Genomic DNA, 14,591 nt, shown 5'->3' with positions numbered 1-14,591 from the left:
AACCCCACATGTCACACATCGGATCAGGCATCGGCAATGTCACTGAGCGCCCTCCGGGGACTCCCGCCGGCCGGCCGGTCAGCCCTCCTCGTGAAGGCTCACCGGCCGGTCGTTCGCCAGCTCGGTGAAGAGCTTCTCCGCCTCCGCCGTGTCCCACCGCACGGCGCTGCCCCGGGGCGTGCTGAGGGCGCGGTCCGACACGGGGACGCCGAGCTGTTTGCCGTTGCCGCCCGAGACGGCTCTCATCGCCCGGAACAGCGACACGAGGGTCGACGGCTCCATGTCCTTGTCCACGACGAGGGTGTCCAGCGTCGCGCTGAGGGCGGGGCAGACCCGGAACGGATCGAGGGCGGTGCGCGGTGAGGCGGCCTTGTGGGCCAGGGCGGAGAGGAACTTCCGCTGGTTCCTGGAGCGCCCCAGGTCGCCCTGCGCCTCCTGGTGCCGCTGACGGACGAAGGCCAGCGCCTCGATGCCGTTGAGATCGTGACAGCCCTTCTTCAGGTTCGCTCCGGACTTCGGGTCCCTGATGTCCCGGTCGAGGCACATCTCCACGCCGCCGACCGCGTCCACGACGCCGACGAACCCCGCGAAGCCGATCTCCGCGTAGTGGTCGACACGTACGCCGGTGTTCAGCTCGATGGTCCGGACGAGCAGCCGGGGACCGCCGAGGGAGTAGGCCGCGTTCAGCTTGTTCTTCGACGCGCGGTGCCGCTTGCCGGTCTCCGGATCGAGGTACGACGGGACAGTCACCCAGGAATCGCGCGGCAGGCTCACCATGGTGGTGCCGTGCGCGCCGGTGTGCAGGAGCATCATCGAGTCGGTGCGGCCGCCTCCGGCCGAGCCGGTGTGCAGGTCCTTCCTTGCCTGCTCGGACAGCCCGTCGCGAGTGTCCGAGCCCACGACGAGGTACGTGGTGCCCCTCCCGTCCGGCGGACGGTCCGCAGACCAGCCCAGGTCCACCGCCCTGTCGAGCCTGTAGTAGGCCCACGCGTAAGTGCCGGCAGCGGTGACCAGCAGTGCGCAGAGCAGGAACGCCGACAGGCAGAGGATCCGCCGGAGTCGGCTCGGGCGCACCCGGGGAGGCCTGGTGCCAGGGCGGCGGGGGCCGCCGCCGTTGTGCCGGAGGTGTCCGCCGGCACCGCTGCCGCCGTACGGTTCGACGGTGCGGCTGCCGTACGGTTCGACGGTGCGGCTGCCGTGCGGTTCTGGATTGCCGCCGCCGTACGGTCCTGCGGGCGCCTGTTGCGGCCAGGGGGTGCCGCGGTGCCACACTTGGCCCGTGATCACCAGAGCCCCCGGTGTCTTCCCGTCGCCGTGCTGCCGGCTGGTGTCGAGCCATGCGTCCGGCCGACTGCCCATGGGCTGAACCACCCTCACCTCGATGACAGTTGTCGCGCGGTGACCGGCTGCCTGAGCTGCTCGGTGGCCGCCGTGCCGGATCGGTGCATGCGGTGCCACTTCAGCCGGGTGCCGAGCACGAGGGCGACCACGGACTGGATGACGACCAGGTACATCAGCTGCCGGTAGACGAACAGCTGCAGCGGCATGGACCACAGGGCCCGCAGGCGTTCCCCGTCGAGCCTCAACGCGTAACCCGCGCAGACAAGTTGAGCGGTGAGGAAACCGAGCCACACGCCCGTCGACAGCACGGAATCGGCGAAGAGCAGCCCGTACAGGGCGAAGAGGTCGACGACCGGCGCGAGCAACGGCAGGACCACTTGGAACAGGGTCAGATAGGACAGCCCGCGGCGGGCGAAGCGTCCCGCCGGACCCAGTTCGACGACTGCTCGGCGGTGCTTCCACATCGCCTGGAGCGTGCCGTAGCACCAGCGGTAACGCTGACGCCACAACTGCCGCAAGGACGCCGGAACTTCGGTCCAGGCGACGGCCGACTCCTCGTAGACCACCCGCCAGCCGGCCCGCCAGAGGGCCATCGTGAGGTCGGTGTCCTCGGCGAGGGTGTCCTCACTGACCCCGCCGACGCCCATGAGCGCGTCCCGGCGGAAGGCCCCGATGGCTCCCGGAACCGTCGGCATGCACTCCAGCACCTCGAACATCCGCCGGTCGAGGTTGAAGCCGAAGACGTACTCCAGGTGCTGCCATCTGCCGAGCAGCCCGCGCCGGTTGCCGACCTTGGTATTGCCGCTGACGGCGCCGACGGCCGGATGCGCGAGGGGCTGGATGAGCCGGTGCAGGGTGTCGGTCTCGAAGACCGTGTCGGCGTCGACCATCACCACGATGTCGTACGACGCGTTGGCCAGACCGGTGTTGAGGGCGGCCGCCTTGCCCGAGTTGGGCTGCCGGATGACCCGTATGCGGGGGTCGTTGATCCAGGTGGCGAGGTCCGCCGTCTGATCCGTCGAGCCGTCGTCGATGACGATGACCTCGAGGTACGGGTGCGTCGAGGCGAGCAGCGAATGGACGGTGGACTCGATGCCGGCCTCCTCGTTGAAGGCGGGCACGAGCACCGTCACCGGTGCGTTGACCTCCCGCAGCCAGGGCGCGCCGGGGCGGAGGCGGGTGAGGCGCCGGACATGGGCACGGGCGAAGAAGGTCAGCATCATCAGCCGCAGCAGGCCCAGCGTGCCCGCCACGCCCAGCACCCAGGTCATGGCGTGCGTGAACGTGTGACCGGCCCTCACGGTCCAGTTCACAGCCCTGCCCTGCCACCGTTCGGCGGTGGACACCCGGGTTTCGGCGGAGGGCATGCCGACCGCGTCCGTCACGGTGGTGAACCGGTCGGCGTGCGGGTCGCCGAGCAGCTTCTTCGTCTCCTGGTACGCCAGTTCCGTCTGGCTGAACTGCCGGACCAGACCGTGCACCGGATCACGGTCCGGCCGGTCGGCGGCGACCAGCACATAGCCGTCCGCGGAGGCGCTCCGGGCCGCCTTCCACTCGGCGCCGCAGAGGGTGTCCACCTGGGTGGTCATGGGCATCCGCAACAGGTTGGTGCGGATGCCCGCCGAACCCGCGAGCGTCTTCTGGGTGAGCGTCAGTTCCATCGCGGCACGGACGCTCGACGAGGAGCCGAGGTCGGCTCCCGTGTAGGTGTTGGAGCCGATTTCGTGGCCCTCGTCGAGGATCCGGCGGATCAGCTCCGGATGGCGTGCCGCCTGGGCGCCGAACACGAAGAAGGTGGCGTGCGCGTGGTGCCTGCGCAGCAGATCGAGCAGGCGGGGGGTCCAGACGGGATCGGGTCCGCCGTCGAAGGTGAGGGCGACGGTGCGCGCGGGCACCACCTCGGAGGACACCCGGTCCCCGTTGACACGACGCAGGACGGGGCCGCTCTCGTCCACCGCCGCGGGCACGGGTCTGGTGCACGGGCGCCGCGTCTTGGCGGTGTCCACCGCGTGGGTCGTCCAGCCCTCGAAGAGCAGGGCGGCGAAGACCACGGGCAGGATCAGCGCCAGCAGCAGCCAGTGCCCGCGGGGATCGCGGGAGCGGGCGTGCCGGCGTCCTGCCGCGCGGCTCACGCCGCCATCCCGGGCATGACGTTAATCACAGTCGGGTTGGGGGCCGTTGGACGGGAGTCGGCGATGACGGCGGCCGCCGTCCGGTGTATGACCGGGTCCCACTTCCAGCTCGGTCCGGGTCTGCGAGCAACGCCACACGGAGCGTCGGAGGGCGTCGGCCCGGCGGTACGGACAGCGCGGGCGGTCCTGGGCCCCACGGGCTCGCCGCGCTGGTCGGGGGCGTCGGCGCCCGCCCAACGGGCATGGGTTTTCCGCGGTTTCTTCTTCCGGTCGAGCTCTTGCATGGGCGGCGAGTGTAGCCACGGCCCGTACCGCTGATGTGTCCGAAACGATAGGGCGGCCATCGCACCACGGGGACTGTGACACCAAGCCCTGCCGGTGCGCTGGAGTAGTGGGCTGCGGTGAAGTCTGTCCCTGTACCGCCCTTTCCGGAGCGGAACCTCTGCGGTCACAACCTCACTTCACCGATGGTTTTCAGCCATCGCCCGGTGGGTCAGGGTGCGGCGACCCGGGCCAGTCATGTCCTTGCACTGCGCGGGCACATCGCAAGGACCCTCAGTGGTTTCGCTACTCGTAGGAGCGAGCGGCGATGATCATGCGGGCCACCAACTGCCAGTCCGGCTGGGCCGGTTCCTCGACATTGCGGTTGGCGTACTCGTACTGGAGCCCGTTGAGGAACGCCCCCCAGGCCTCCAGGAACGAGTCGAGGTCACTGTTGTTCCAGTGCTCCGGGTGTTCCGCCAGGTCGGCGCGCGCCGACGCGATGAGGTCGATCACGTCCTGACGGCTGTTGAAGCGGTCGGCCTCCGGCCACTCGTCCACGGGTGTCATCCCTTTCCTTCTCGTACGAAGATCTCCAGGCCGTCCCGGATCTCCGTCGTCCTGTATCCGTTGGGGCCGCCGCGCTCCCGCTCCACCTCGCGCGGCGTCGCCTTCACGACGTTGACGGGGAGGTCCACACTATGCAGCGGCCGTCGTGCGCCGCGCGAGTTAGGATCCGGGTCATGGCCCTGACCATGGACGACGTGGACCGGTTCGAGGCATCCAGGCCCCGTATGGAAGCCATCGCCTACCGCCTCCTCGGCTCGGCGAGCGAGGCGGAGGACGCCGTGCAGGAGACGTTCCTGCGCTGGCAGGCCGCCGACGTCGACCACATCGAGGTCCCCGAGGCCTGGCTGACGAAGGTTCTCACCAACCTGTGCCTCAACCAGCTCACCTCGGCCCGCGCGCGGCGCGAGACCTATGTGGGCCAATGGCTCCCCGAGCCGCTCCTCGCCGGAGACCCGATGCTCGGCCCCGCCGACACCGCCGAACAGCGCGAATCGGTCTCGTACGCGGTCCTCGCGCTGCTGGAGCGCCTCTCTCCCAACGAGCGGGCCGTGTACGTGCTGAAGGAGGCCTTCGACTACCCACACCGGGAGATCGCCGAGATCCTCGACATCACCGAGGCCGCCAGCCAGCAGATCTTCCACCGCGCCAAGAAGCACGTCGCGGCCGGCAAGGCCCGCACCGAGATCGACGAGGCCGCCGCCCGGCGGGTCATCGACGAGTTCCTCGCGGCGGCCACCAGCGGCCGGACCGAGCCTCTCGTGCGGTTGCTCACCCAGGACGCCGTCTCCATCGGCGACGGCGGCGGGAAGGTCCCGGCCCGCGCCAAGGCGTTCGAGGGCGCCCTCGCGGTCGCGAAGTTCATGCGGGGCCTGTTCAAGCCCAGCAAGGCCAAGCGCGACCTGGCCGGCGGATCGCCCGAGATCTACGCCACGACCGCCAACGGCGACCCCGCCATCGTGGCGGTCCTGGACGGCCGGGTCATCGGCGTCATGTGCCTGGAGATCACCGAGGAGGGCATCGCCGCGTTCCGCAACCAGGTCAACCCCGACAAGCTCGAACGCGCGACCGAGCGGTGGGCGACAGCCGACCACGGCGACCCCCTGCTCCACGCCTTCTGACCCTGCCGACCCCGATGTGACGTGCTTCACATCGCTCACCTGTCAGGAAACGGCGGACCGCCCGGTTCAAGGGGCGAACCCGCTGAAGACAGGAGCGAGACATGCAGCACCGCATCATCGTCCTCGGAGCCGGCTACACCGGAGCCGTCGCCGCCGGGCGCCTCGCCAGGCGGCTGCACCGCGAAGACGTCGCCATCACCCTCGTCAACGCCGAGCCCGACTTCGTCGAGCGCGTCCGGATGCACCAGCTCGCGGTCGGCCAGGAGCTCAGGTCCCGGCCCTTCAGTGAGATGTTCGCGGGCACCGGTGTCGAACTGAAGCTGGCGAAGGTCACCGGCGTCGACGTCGACCGCAAGACCGTCGCCGTCGTCGGCGCGCACGGCGCCGAGGGCCTGGAGGAGGAGCTGGAGTACGACACCCTCGTGTACGCCCTCGGCAGCGGCTGGAACGACCAGGGCGTCCCCGGCACCGCCGAGTACGCCCACGAGATCGCCGGCCGCCCCGGAGCGCTCCGGCTGCGCGAGCGCCTGGCCCGCCTGGACGCCGGACAGCCCGTGCTGGTGGTCGGCGGCGGCCTCACCGGCATTGAGGCCGCGACCGAGATCGCCGAGGCCCGCCCGGACCTCGACGTGGCCCTCGCCGTCCGCGGCGGTCTCGGTGACTGGCTCTCCCCCAAGGGCCGCCGGCACCTGCGGAAGGTCTTCGACAGGCTCGGCATCACCGTGCACGAGCACACCGCCGTCACCGCCGTCGAGACCGACCGCGTCACCACCGCCGAAGGCAGCACGATCCCCGCCGCGGTCACCGTGTGGACCACCGGCTTCGCCGTCCACCCGATCGCCGAGGCCACCACCCTGGAGGTCGCCGAGACCGGCCAGATCGTGGTCGACGGGACCATGCGCTCGGTCTCGCACCCGGACGTGTACGCCATCGGCGACACGGCCATGGCGACGGGCCCCGGCGACAAGCCCCTGCGGATGTCGTGCGCCTCGGGCACCCCCATGGCCTGGCAGGCCGCCGAAGCCATCGCGGCCCGCCTGACCGGCGGCAAGCTCCCGAACGTGCCCCTCCGCTACTTCAACCAGTGCATCTCGCTGGGCCGCAAGGAAGGCCTGATCCAGTACGTCACCGCCGACGACCGTGCCGTCCGCGCGGCCCTGACAGGACGGTTCGCCGCCGTCTACAAGGAGCTGGTCTGCAAAGGCGCGGCCTGGGGCGTAGCCAACCCGACGTTCGGGATACCTGTCCGGCGCCGCCGCGTCGTGCGGGTGCCGGCCCAGGCGGGCTCAGCGGGCTCAGCGGACTCGCCGAGTTCGGCGGTCAAGGCGCCGGCCTGACTCGCACAGCGGAACGGGCGCCCTCGACACGAGGGCGCCCGCTTCGTCATCGGTCTACGTGACCACGATCGCCGACCTGCGCGAGGTGCCGTACTGGAAGATTGTCCTGCTCGGGCAATCGGCCGTCTCGTCAGCCCATCAGGGCGTGGAGCGCAAGGAGTTGACCATGGACGCACAGGACGCACAGGACGCACTGGACGGACAGGACGCGCAGGACACGGCCAGGAGACTGCGGGCGATCAGCGACGAGCTGTCGGACCGTTTCTACGAGCGGGATGACGTGGTGCGGACACTGGTGGTGACACTGATGGCCGGACAGCACTCGTTAGTGCTCGGCCCGCCCGGCACGGCGAAGTCCGAGATGGCCCGCGAACTCACCGGCAGGATCGCCGGGGCGGCCTACTGGGAGATCCTCCTGTCGAAATTCACCGCGCCGACGAGGATGTTCGGTCCCATCGACGTCGCCGCGCTGGCCCGGGGTGAGTACCGCCAGGTCTACGACGGCCGCGCCACGACCGCGCACGTCGCGTTCATCGACGAGATCTTCAAGTGCTCCACGGCGGCGCTGAACGAGACGTTGGGCTACCTCAACGAGCGGATCTACCATCCCGAGAACGGCGGCGAGCCGATCCGCTGCCCCCTGATCGGGGCCATCACGGCGAGCAACGAACTGCCCGACGGAGAGGATTCGGCCGCGATCTACGACCGGTTGCTGGTACGGATCGAGGTCGGATACCTGGAAGACCCCTCGAACTTCGCCGCGCTGGTCCGCTCCGCCGTCAGCCGCCCGGTGGCCCCGACTCGCACGACCATCGAGCTGGCCGCGTTGCGGCACGCCGTCACCGAAACCGTCCCGGCCGTGGATGTCCCCGACGTGATCGTGGACGCGGTGTGCACGCTGCGGGCCGCCCTGCGCCGCAAGGAGCTCGTCGCCTCCGACCGCCGCTGGCGGCAGGCGGTGGGCCTGCTCCAGGCGTCCGCATACCTCGACGGCCGTCCGGCGGTCGCCGAGACCGACCTTTCGGTGCTGACTCACGTGCTGTGGAACTCCCCCGCCGAACGCCCGACCGTCGAGCGCGAAGTGCTGCAACTGATCAACCCGGACGCCAAGGAGGCGCTCGAACTCGCGGACACGATCGAGGAGTTGGAGACCCAGCTCGACGCCATGGCCGGGCAGTCCCGGGAGGCACTGAGCGAGTGGGTCATCAAGAACGCCCACAACAAGCTCGCCATGGCGGGGAAGCGGCTGGAGAAGCTGCGTGAGGAGGCGGCGGGCGCCGGCCGCTCCACCGCCGCCATCGACCGGATCGCCGGCCGCCAACGCGCCGTCCGCGCCCGCGTTCTCACCGAGGCCCTCGGCGTGGACGCGAGCATGGTGCAGGCCGCGCAGCTTTGAACACAGGGGATCAGGACCAGGGACCACGTCCAAGGGATCACGACCAGGGGATCAGGACCAGGGGATGAGACCAAGGGATCAGGACCAGGTGGAGGCACTGAGCAGGACCGTGGAGGAGACACCGATCAAGCTCGACGAGCTGACGAGCCGGGCCGGGAAGTGGCTGGGCCTGTCCACCGCCGCCCCCGAGCGGCACACCACGGCCGTGGTCGCGGACCGGTTCGACCGGATCACATGGCGCGACACCTACGCGCAGTCCGCCGGACTGCGCGAGCTGGCCGAGGAGCTGAGCCGACGCCACGACCACACCACCGACCTCCTGACCGACGCGTTCCTGGCCGCCTACAAGGCCCGCCCGCGGTTGCGCGAGCGCGCGGAGATGGACCCGTCCCGGCTGGTCAACCACCAGGTCATCGCGTCACTGGTGGAGTCACCGGACTCCGCCGAGCTGCGCCGGGATACGGCCGGCGACCCCTACGCCGCCGCCATGGCCGTGCTCGCCCAGGCCACCGCGCTGCGCCGGATGCTGGAGCACTCCCGGCAGGCACAGGAACAGGCCGAGCAGGCGAAGAATGCTCAGCGAGCCGCCGAAGGCGCGGCGACCGCCGTGGGCGAGGCGCTCCAGCAGGCCGCCGACGAGGGGGACTGGTCCGACGGGGGCGGTACCGTACCGGCCCCGGCCGCCGACGCCGTCCATCACGCGATCGAGGCCGCCGACGCCGCCGAGGCCGCCGCGCGGCAGGCCGCACAGACCGCCGCGCAGGCCCTCGCGGCGGCGACCCCCGGTATCCGTGCCACCGCGCGGACCGCGGCGGCGAAGGCCGCCGCGGCAGTACGCGAGGAGACGGCGCTGATGCGGGCGTGGGGCGTCGGCCCCGGCGAGTTGGAGCGGATGCCGTACGACCGGCGTGCCCGGCTCGCCGAGCGGCTGCGCACCGGCCGTCTCGCGCAGTGGGCCGAGCTGATCGGCCGCTTCCGGCAGATGGCCGACGGTGAACGCGCCCGCAAAGTGGAGAACACCGCCGGGGAACTGGTCGGCGTCACACTCGGCGATGACCTCTCCCGCGTGATCCCCTCCGAGCTGGCCGGCCTCGGCGTGCCCGAGCTGCGTGCGGTGTTCGCCGCGCGCTACGCCGCCGGGGAGCTGATGCTCTACGACAGCCAGGGAGAGCAGACCACCGGCCGGGGCGCCATCATCGCGTGCGTCGACACCTCGCACTCCATGTACGAGGCGGGGCCCGGCGGGATCACCCGGGAGGCGTGGGCCAAGGCGTGTGCGCTGGCGCTGCTGGATCAGGCCCGCCACGCGGGGCGCGATTTCGTCGGCATCCTGTTCTCCGCCGCCGACAAGCTCCAGGTCTTCCGCTTCCCGGCCGACCGGCCCGCCGGCATAGCCCGGGTCATCGACTTCGCGGAGACCTTCCTCGGCGGCGGCACCAGCTACCAGAGGCCGCTGACCGCGGCCGGCGAACTGCTGGAGGAGGAGTTCAACGACACCGCCCGCACACGCGGCGACATCGTGATGCTCACGGACGACGACTGCGGCGTCACGGAGGAATGGATGCGCGGCTGGAACGACGCCAAGCACCGGCTGGGCTTCCGCGTGTTCGGCCTGGCCATCGGCGCCCCGCGCGTCGCCGAGGCCGATTCGGTACTGGACGCCCTGTGCGACAACCTGCGCTCCGTCGAGGACCTCACCGACGTCCACACAGCCGCCGACCTCTTCCGCGTGATCTGACCCGGCCTTCCCGCCGAGCCGCAACCGCCATCGCCGTCACCGTCACCGTCACCGTCACCGGGCGGGGACGCCGAGCGACCGCCCCGGGCCGCAGTCGCAGACGTGAGCGGGGCTCGGCCTCCTGCGCAATGAGCAGGGTGCCGAGCCCGTTCACACGTGTTCGCCCCTGGCCTCCGTGGAATCGTCAGGCTGCGAAGTGGTGTGTGCCGGAGCCGACCCGGTAGACCGCGCTGCCGTCCTCGTGGCGCAGGAACGTCCCGTCAGCGCGGGTGACCGCCTCCGGGGCGGACGCGGGGATCCACACCTCGGCGGTAGTGTTGGGGGGCACCGTGCAGGTCAGGGTGAAGCGGCCGGCCTGCTGCCGCCATCGCGTGGAGACGGGGCCGTAGACCGAGGTGAAGGTGGCGCGTGCGGAGGTGACGGTTCCGCCCGGACGGGGGCGGATGACCATCTTGCGATAGCCGGGACCGGCCGCCGAGATACCGGCGATGTTCGTGTACATCCATTCCCCCACCGAGCCGTAGGCGTAGTGGTTGAAGGAGTTCATGGCTGTGTCCTGGAAGCTGCCGTCGGGCCGGATGGAGTCCCAGCGTTCCCACATGGTGGTGGAGCCCCGGTCGATCGGATAGCCCCAGCTCGGGTAGGAGCGCTGTTCCAGCAGCCGGTAGGCGACATCGGTGTGGCCGGTGTCGGTCAGGACGGGCAGCAGGCGGGGCGTGCCGAGGAAACCCGTCGACAGGTGCCAGTCCCTCGCCTCGATCAGGGCGACGAGCCGGTCGGCCGCGGCCTTCCGCAGGGTGTCCGGCAGCAGGTTCATCGACAGCGCGAGGACGTACGCCGTCTGCGTATCGCCCCTGACCCTGCCGTCGGAGCCGACATAGGCGGCGCGGAAGGCGTCCCGTATCCGTCCGAAGAGATCCAGGTAGGGGGCGGGATCCTCGCCCAGGACCTCGGCCGTCCGGGCCGCGAGGTCGGCGCTGTGCGCGAAGTACGCGGTGGCGATGACGTCCTTGGGCGTCTCGTCGTCGACGTTGAGCCAGTCGCCGTAACCCCCAGCCGGGCGCAGCAGACGGTCGCTGTTCTTCTCCAGGTACGTCAGCCACTTCCGCACGGACGGCCAGGCGTCGGCCAGGATCTGCCGGTCGCCGTAGGCCCGGTAGAGCGCCCAAGGGACGGTGACGCCCGCGTCGCCCCACCCGGCGGTTCCGTTGCCGAGCGTGCCGACCACCGGTGCCACGTCCGTGAAGGCGCCCGCCGAGGTCTGGCCGTCCCGGAGGTCGACGAGCCACTTGGCCAGGAATCGGGCCGACTCCATCGTGTAGGCGGCGGTGGGTGCGAAGACGTTGATGTCTCCCGTCCAGCCCAGCCGCTCGTCGCGGGCGGGTGTGTCGGTCGGCACGGAGAGGAAGTTGCCGCGCTGCCCCCAGGTGATGTTGCTGTGCAGCTGGTTGAGCATCGCTGCGTCGGTCTCGAAGTCGAGCGTGAAGGGGGCAGACGTGTGCATGACGCGGCCGGTGACGGCCTTCGCCGAGGGAGTGCCGGGGAATCCGGTCACCTCGACGTATCGGAAGCCGTGGAAGGTGAAGCGGGGCTCGTACGTTTCCTCCCGGCCGCCCTTGAGGGTGTACGTGTCGGTCGCCGCCGCACCCCGCAGGTTCGCGGTGTAGACGGTGCCGTCGGGGTTGAGTACCTCGGCGTGTCTGAGCCGGACGGTCGTTCCCGCGTCGCCCGACACCCGTAGGCGTACCGAGCCGACCATGTTCTGTCCCAGGTCGAACACGAAGACACCGGGCTTGGGTTGGGTCACCTTCTTCGGCTTCAGCTCCCGCTCCACGCGCACCGGCCCGTCCACCTGCGCGACGATCAGACCGGGGCCGAAGTCGCCGACGCCTCCCATGCCGCGTACGCCGAGCCAGCCCTCGTCGTCGAAGCCGGGTGAGGTCCAGCCGGGGTCCTCCTTGCGCGCGTCGTACGTCTCACCGCTCAGGAGATCGGCGGCGACGATCGGCCCGGAAGCGGCCCGCCAGTCGCTGCCCGACGTGATGCGCTCGCTCGTCCCGTCCGCGTACTCCACCTCCAGCTGCGCCAGCAGCGCCGGGTGCCTGCCGTACTGACCGGGCCCGAACACGCCGACGTTGCCCGCGTACCAGCCGGGTGCCAGGTAGGCCCCGATGGCGTTGGCTCCGGGCCGCAGGAGCGTGGTGACGTCGTACGTCTGGTACTGGACGCGGGTGCGGTAGTCGGTCCAGCCGGGAGCGAGTTCGTCGCGGCCCACACGGCTGCCATTGAGGTGGGCCTCGTACAGTCCGAGCGCCGTGGCATACAGGCGCGCCCGTGACACCTTCCTGCGCGGGAGCCGGAACTCGTGCCGCAGCTGGGAGACGGCGTACGACACCGGGACGACCCTTCCCCAAGGCCCGCCACCCCACTCGGCCGCCACCTTCGCCGCCGGCCAGTCCTCGTCGTCGAAGCCGAGGCCGCGCCAGCCGGCGGGAGGCTCCTTGTCCGTCGCCTTCCAGGAGGCGTCCGTGACCACCTTCTGCTCGCCGGAGGCGGTACGGACCGTGAGGACGGCGATGACTCCCGCCGGGCCCTGGTTCGCGTTGGTGGCGGAGAGTGCGACAACGTTGTTCCCGGCGCGTATCCAGTTCAGTACGTCGATCACCGCCGGGCGGCGCCAGTTCTCGTTGTCCGAGTCGAGGTCGGTGCGGGCCACCTCGACTCCGTTCACGGAGACGGCGTACACGTTGTCCACGGTGATGGCGAGCGTCGCCGCCGTGATGCCTTCGGGTAAGTCCGCGGTGCGGCGAAACCAACGGGTGGCTGCCGGAACGCTGTTGGTCGGATCGCCCTCGGGGAACCAGATCCAGGAACTTCCCTCCAAGGACGGCGCGTCCGTGAGGCTCGCGGGAGCCGAGATCCAGTCGGCCGTCCACTTGCCGGCATCCATGAGGCCGGTCTCCCACCAGGAGGGTGCGCTCCAGTCGGAAACTCGACCGTCGGCGTCCCACACGCGCACGGACCAGAAGTAGCGGGTCCGGGGCTTGAGCCCAGGCCCCCTGTACGGGACGAGGACGGACTCGCCGGACGCGACCTTCCCGCTGTCCCAGACGTCCGGCCGGGACAGGCGCGAGGCGGTGGTGGCAACGCGCACCTGATAGGCGCTCTGCCGTATGCCCGGCCTGTCGGAAGCCAACGGCCAGCTCAGCCGGGGGCGTTGCGCATCGAGACCCAGGGGGTGCTGGACGTATTCCACGGTCGGTGCCGTGACGCGCAGGCCGTTGCGCCGCGCCTGCGCCTGGACATGCCCGGCTCCTGGCGCTGCCGTCGCCGGTACCGCGTCGGTGGTCACTGCGGCGACTGTGGCGGCTGCCCCCGCGAGAATGTTCCTCCTGCTGATCACTACGACTCCTCACTCGCACGGAATGGATGAATCGATTCAAATAGGAGAGGCGTGGGTAACCTAAGGCCGTGCGACGCGAGGGTCAATCGTTGTGCACGGTAATTCCTGACGGCCCTGATCCGTGATCAGCCGGCGCCAAGTCGGGATGCGCAGTGGGACCGAGAGGATTGAACGTTTCAATCGGGAGCCCGTACAACACAAAAACCCCCGGGTCCCTGACCTGGGGGTTTCACATGGAGCGGGGGACGAGGACGCAACTCGCGCCGTCCGCTCGGGGAGCGACGGCGCTCGGGCCGGTAGTCGGGCGCTGACCCGCGAAGACGCGCCCCCTCCTGATGGCGGAGGTGGGCCGTACGCACGTCACGGACCCTCGTTCCCTCTCACGGCACGCGGAGGGCAAGGAGTCAGCGGCGGTTCACGGGTCCGACCAGCTCGACAAGCCAGGTGGCAGGCGGATCCTCCACCTGCCGTCGCCCGCGGAAGCGTCACCAGCCGAGCGCACTCCCGTCGCCTCGCCAGTCCCCGGCCGGTGCGACCGGGCGCGCGTCGTGGCAGGTGAAGCCGAGTCGGGTCAGTGCCCGGCGCATCTCACCCGTGGTGAAGTCGCGGCGATTTTGCCGGGTGATCACTTCGCCTACCTGCATGACGGAGTAGACGCGGCGGCCGATGGTCACGGACACGCCGGTGACAGGTTCGGGCGTGATGCCGCTCATCTGCTGCTCGACCTCGCTCTTGATGAGGTCGAAGGGGAAACGGGCGATGACACAGCGCATGGATGCCTCCACAGGGATGGGGAAGAACACCGGAGAAGCCGGCTCCGCTACGGCGGTCAGTAAGTGAGGGCGAGGATGCCCAGGGCGTAACCGTGCTCGTCGATCACGGGGGAAACGTCCAGCGCCCGGACCCGCATGGCGGCTTCCGCCTCGCTGAGTTCGACCCCGGACGAGGTGAACGGTCCGCGGTCCAGCGGGATGTCCCGCAGTCGCGTCCGATCGCTGTACCACGAGCCGCCGCGGTGCGCGGCGAGCTGGGCCCGGGTGACCAGGCCCGTGCACCGCCCGTCCTCGTCCTGGAGGAGCAGGTGCGGGACCCGGGCACCGATGAGCACGGAACGGGCCACGTCGACGGACATGTGGTCGTCCACCTGTGGCCCGGGAGCGTGCATGGCGTCGCGGGCGGTCAGACCTGTGCCGTCGGGGCTGTCGGCCTGCCGTGCGCACGGCGCAATCGGCGTCAATGGCTTCTCCTCTTCGTCGGGGCGGGCAGGACGAGTGAAGGTCGCCCCGATTGGCGGG

At 70.5% G+C, this 14,591-nt stretch carries 11 protein-coding genes; 4 read left to right on the top strand and 7 right to left on the bottom strand.

Going from position 1 to position 14,591, the window contains the following annotated elements; genetic code table 11:
- Nucleotides 1-78: 78 nt before the first annotated feature.
- The 4 genes from EF387_RS29820 to EF387_RS49485 all read right to left on the bottom strand — a co-directional run bounded on the left by EF387_RS29820 (nt 79) and on the right by EF387_RS49485 (nt 4,432).
- Nucleotides 79-1,359 (bottom strand): LCP family protein, encoded by a 1,281-nt coding sequence (locus EF387_RS29820; RefSeq protein WP_128379738.1) that lies wholly within the window; start codon nt 1,357-1,359, stop codon nt 79-81.
- 14 nt (nt 1,360-1,373) lie between these two features.
- On the bottom strand, nt 1,374-3,473 hold the full coding sequence (locus tag EF387_RS29815; RefSeq protein ID WP_128379737.1) for a bifunctional polysaccharide deacetylase/glycosyltransferase family 2 protein: 2,100 nt from the start codon (nt 3,471-3,473) through the stop codon (nt 1,374-1,376).
- Nucleotides 3,474-4,040: 567 nt separating this feature from the next.
- Nucleotides 4,041-4,304, bottom strand: a complete 264-nt coding sequence (locus EF387_RS29810; RefSeq protein ID WP_128379736.1) for a DUF7660 family protein — start codon at nt 4,302-4,304, stop codon at nt 4,041-4,043.
- Complete coding sequence (locus tag EF387_RS49485; protein WP_274388962.1) at nt 4,301-4,432, bottom strand: hypothetical protein; 132 nt, start codon at nt 4,430-4,432, stop codon at nt 4,301-4,303. Before EF387_RS49485 ends, EF387_RS29810 begins: the two co-directional genes overlap by 4 nt.
- Nucleotides 4,433-4,477: 45 nt before the next feature.
- Between EF387_RS49485 and sigJ the strand changes: the two genes are divergently transcribed.
- The 4 genes from sigJ to EF387_RS29790 all read left to right on the top strand — a co-directional run bounded on the left by sigJ (nt 4,478) and on the right by EF387_RS29790 (nt 9,893).
- Complete coding sequence (gene sigJ, locus EF387_RS29805; protein ID WP_128379735.1) at nt 4,478-5,422, top strand: RNA polymerase sigma factor SigJ; 945 nt, start codon at nt 4,478-4,480, stop codon at nt 5,420-5,422.
- A 101-nt stretch (nt 5,423-5,523) separates the two neighbouring features.
- Complete coding sequence (locus tag EF387_RS29800) at nt 5,524-6,759, top strand: NAD(P)/FAD-dependent oxidoreductase (protein ID WP_128379734.1); 1,236 nt, start codon at nt 5,524-5,526, stop codon at nt 6,757-6,759.
- Between the two features lie 166 nt (nt 6,760-6,925).
- Nucleotides 6,926-8,155 carry an AAA family ATPase gene (locus EF387_RS29795; protein ID WP_128379887.1) on the top strand — a complete coding sequence of 410 codons (1,230 nt, stop codon included), beginning with the start codon at nt 6,926-6,928 and terminating at the stop codon, nt 8,153-8,155.
- 64 nt (nt 8,156-8,219) lie between these two features.
- Nucleotides 8,220-9,893: a vWA domain-containing protein gene (locus EF387_RS29790; protein ID WP_128379733.1), complete on the top strand. Its 1,674-nt coding sequence runs from the start codon at nt 8,220-8,222 to the stop codon at nt 9,891-9,893.
- Between the two features lie 184 nt (nt 9,894-10,077).
- On the opposite strand, the gene EF387_RS29785 is transcribed toward EF387_RS29790, so the two are convergent.
- The 3 genes from EF387_RS29785 to EF387_RS29775 form a co-directional block, all read right to left on the bottom strand.
- Nucleotides 10,078-13,296 (bottom strand): alpha-L-rhamnosidase, encoded by a 3,219-nt coding sequence (locus EF387_RS29785; RefSeq protein WP_128379732.1) that lies wholly within the window; start codon nt 13,294-13,296, stop codon nt 10,078-10,080.
- Between the two features lie 485 nt (nt 13,297-13,781).
- A complete protein-coding gene (locus EF387_RS29780; protein WP_128379731.1) occupies nt 13,782-14,069 on the bottom strand; it encodes an SCO5918 family protein in 288 nt (95 codons plus the stop codon).
- A 56-nt stretch (nt 14,070-14,125) separates the two neighbouring features.
- Nucleotides 14,126-14,533, bottom strand: coding sequence for a CBS domain-containing protein (locus tag EF387_RS29775; protein ID WP_202918407.1), 408 nt, complete (start codon nt 14,531-14,533; stop codon nt 14,126-14,128).
- Between the last annotated feature and the right edge of the window lie 58 nt (nt 14,534-14,591).

It is taken from the genome of Streptomyces cavernae (assembly GCF_004023625.1).
Lineage (GTDB): Bacteria > Actinomycetota > Actinomycetes > Streptomycetales > Streptomycetaceae > Streptomyces > Streptomyces cavernae.
Note: the sequence above shows the minus strand (reverse complement) of the source record. Positions and strands in the feature narration are given on the sequence as shown.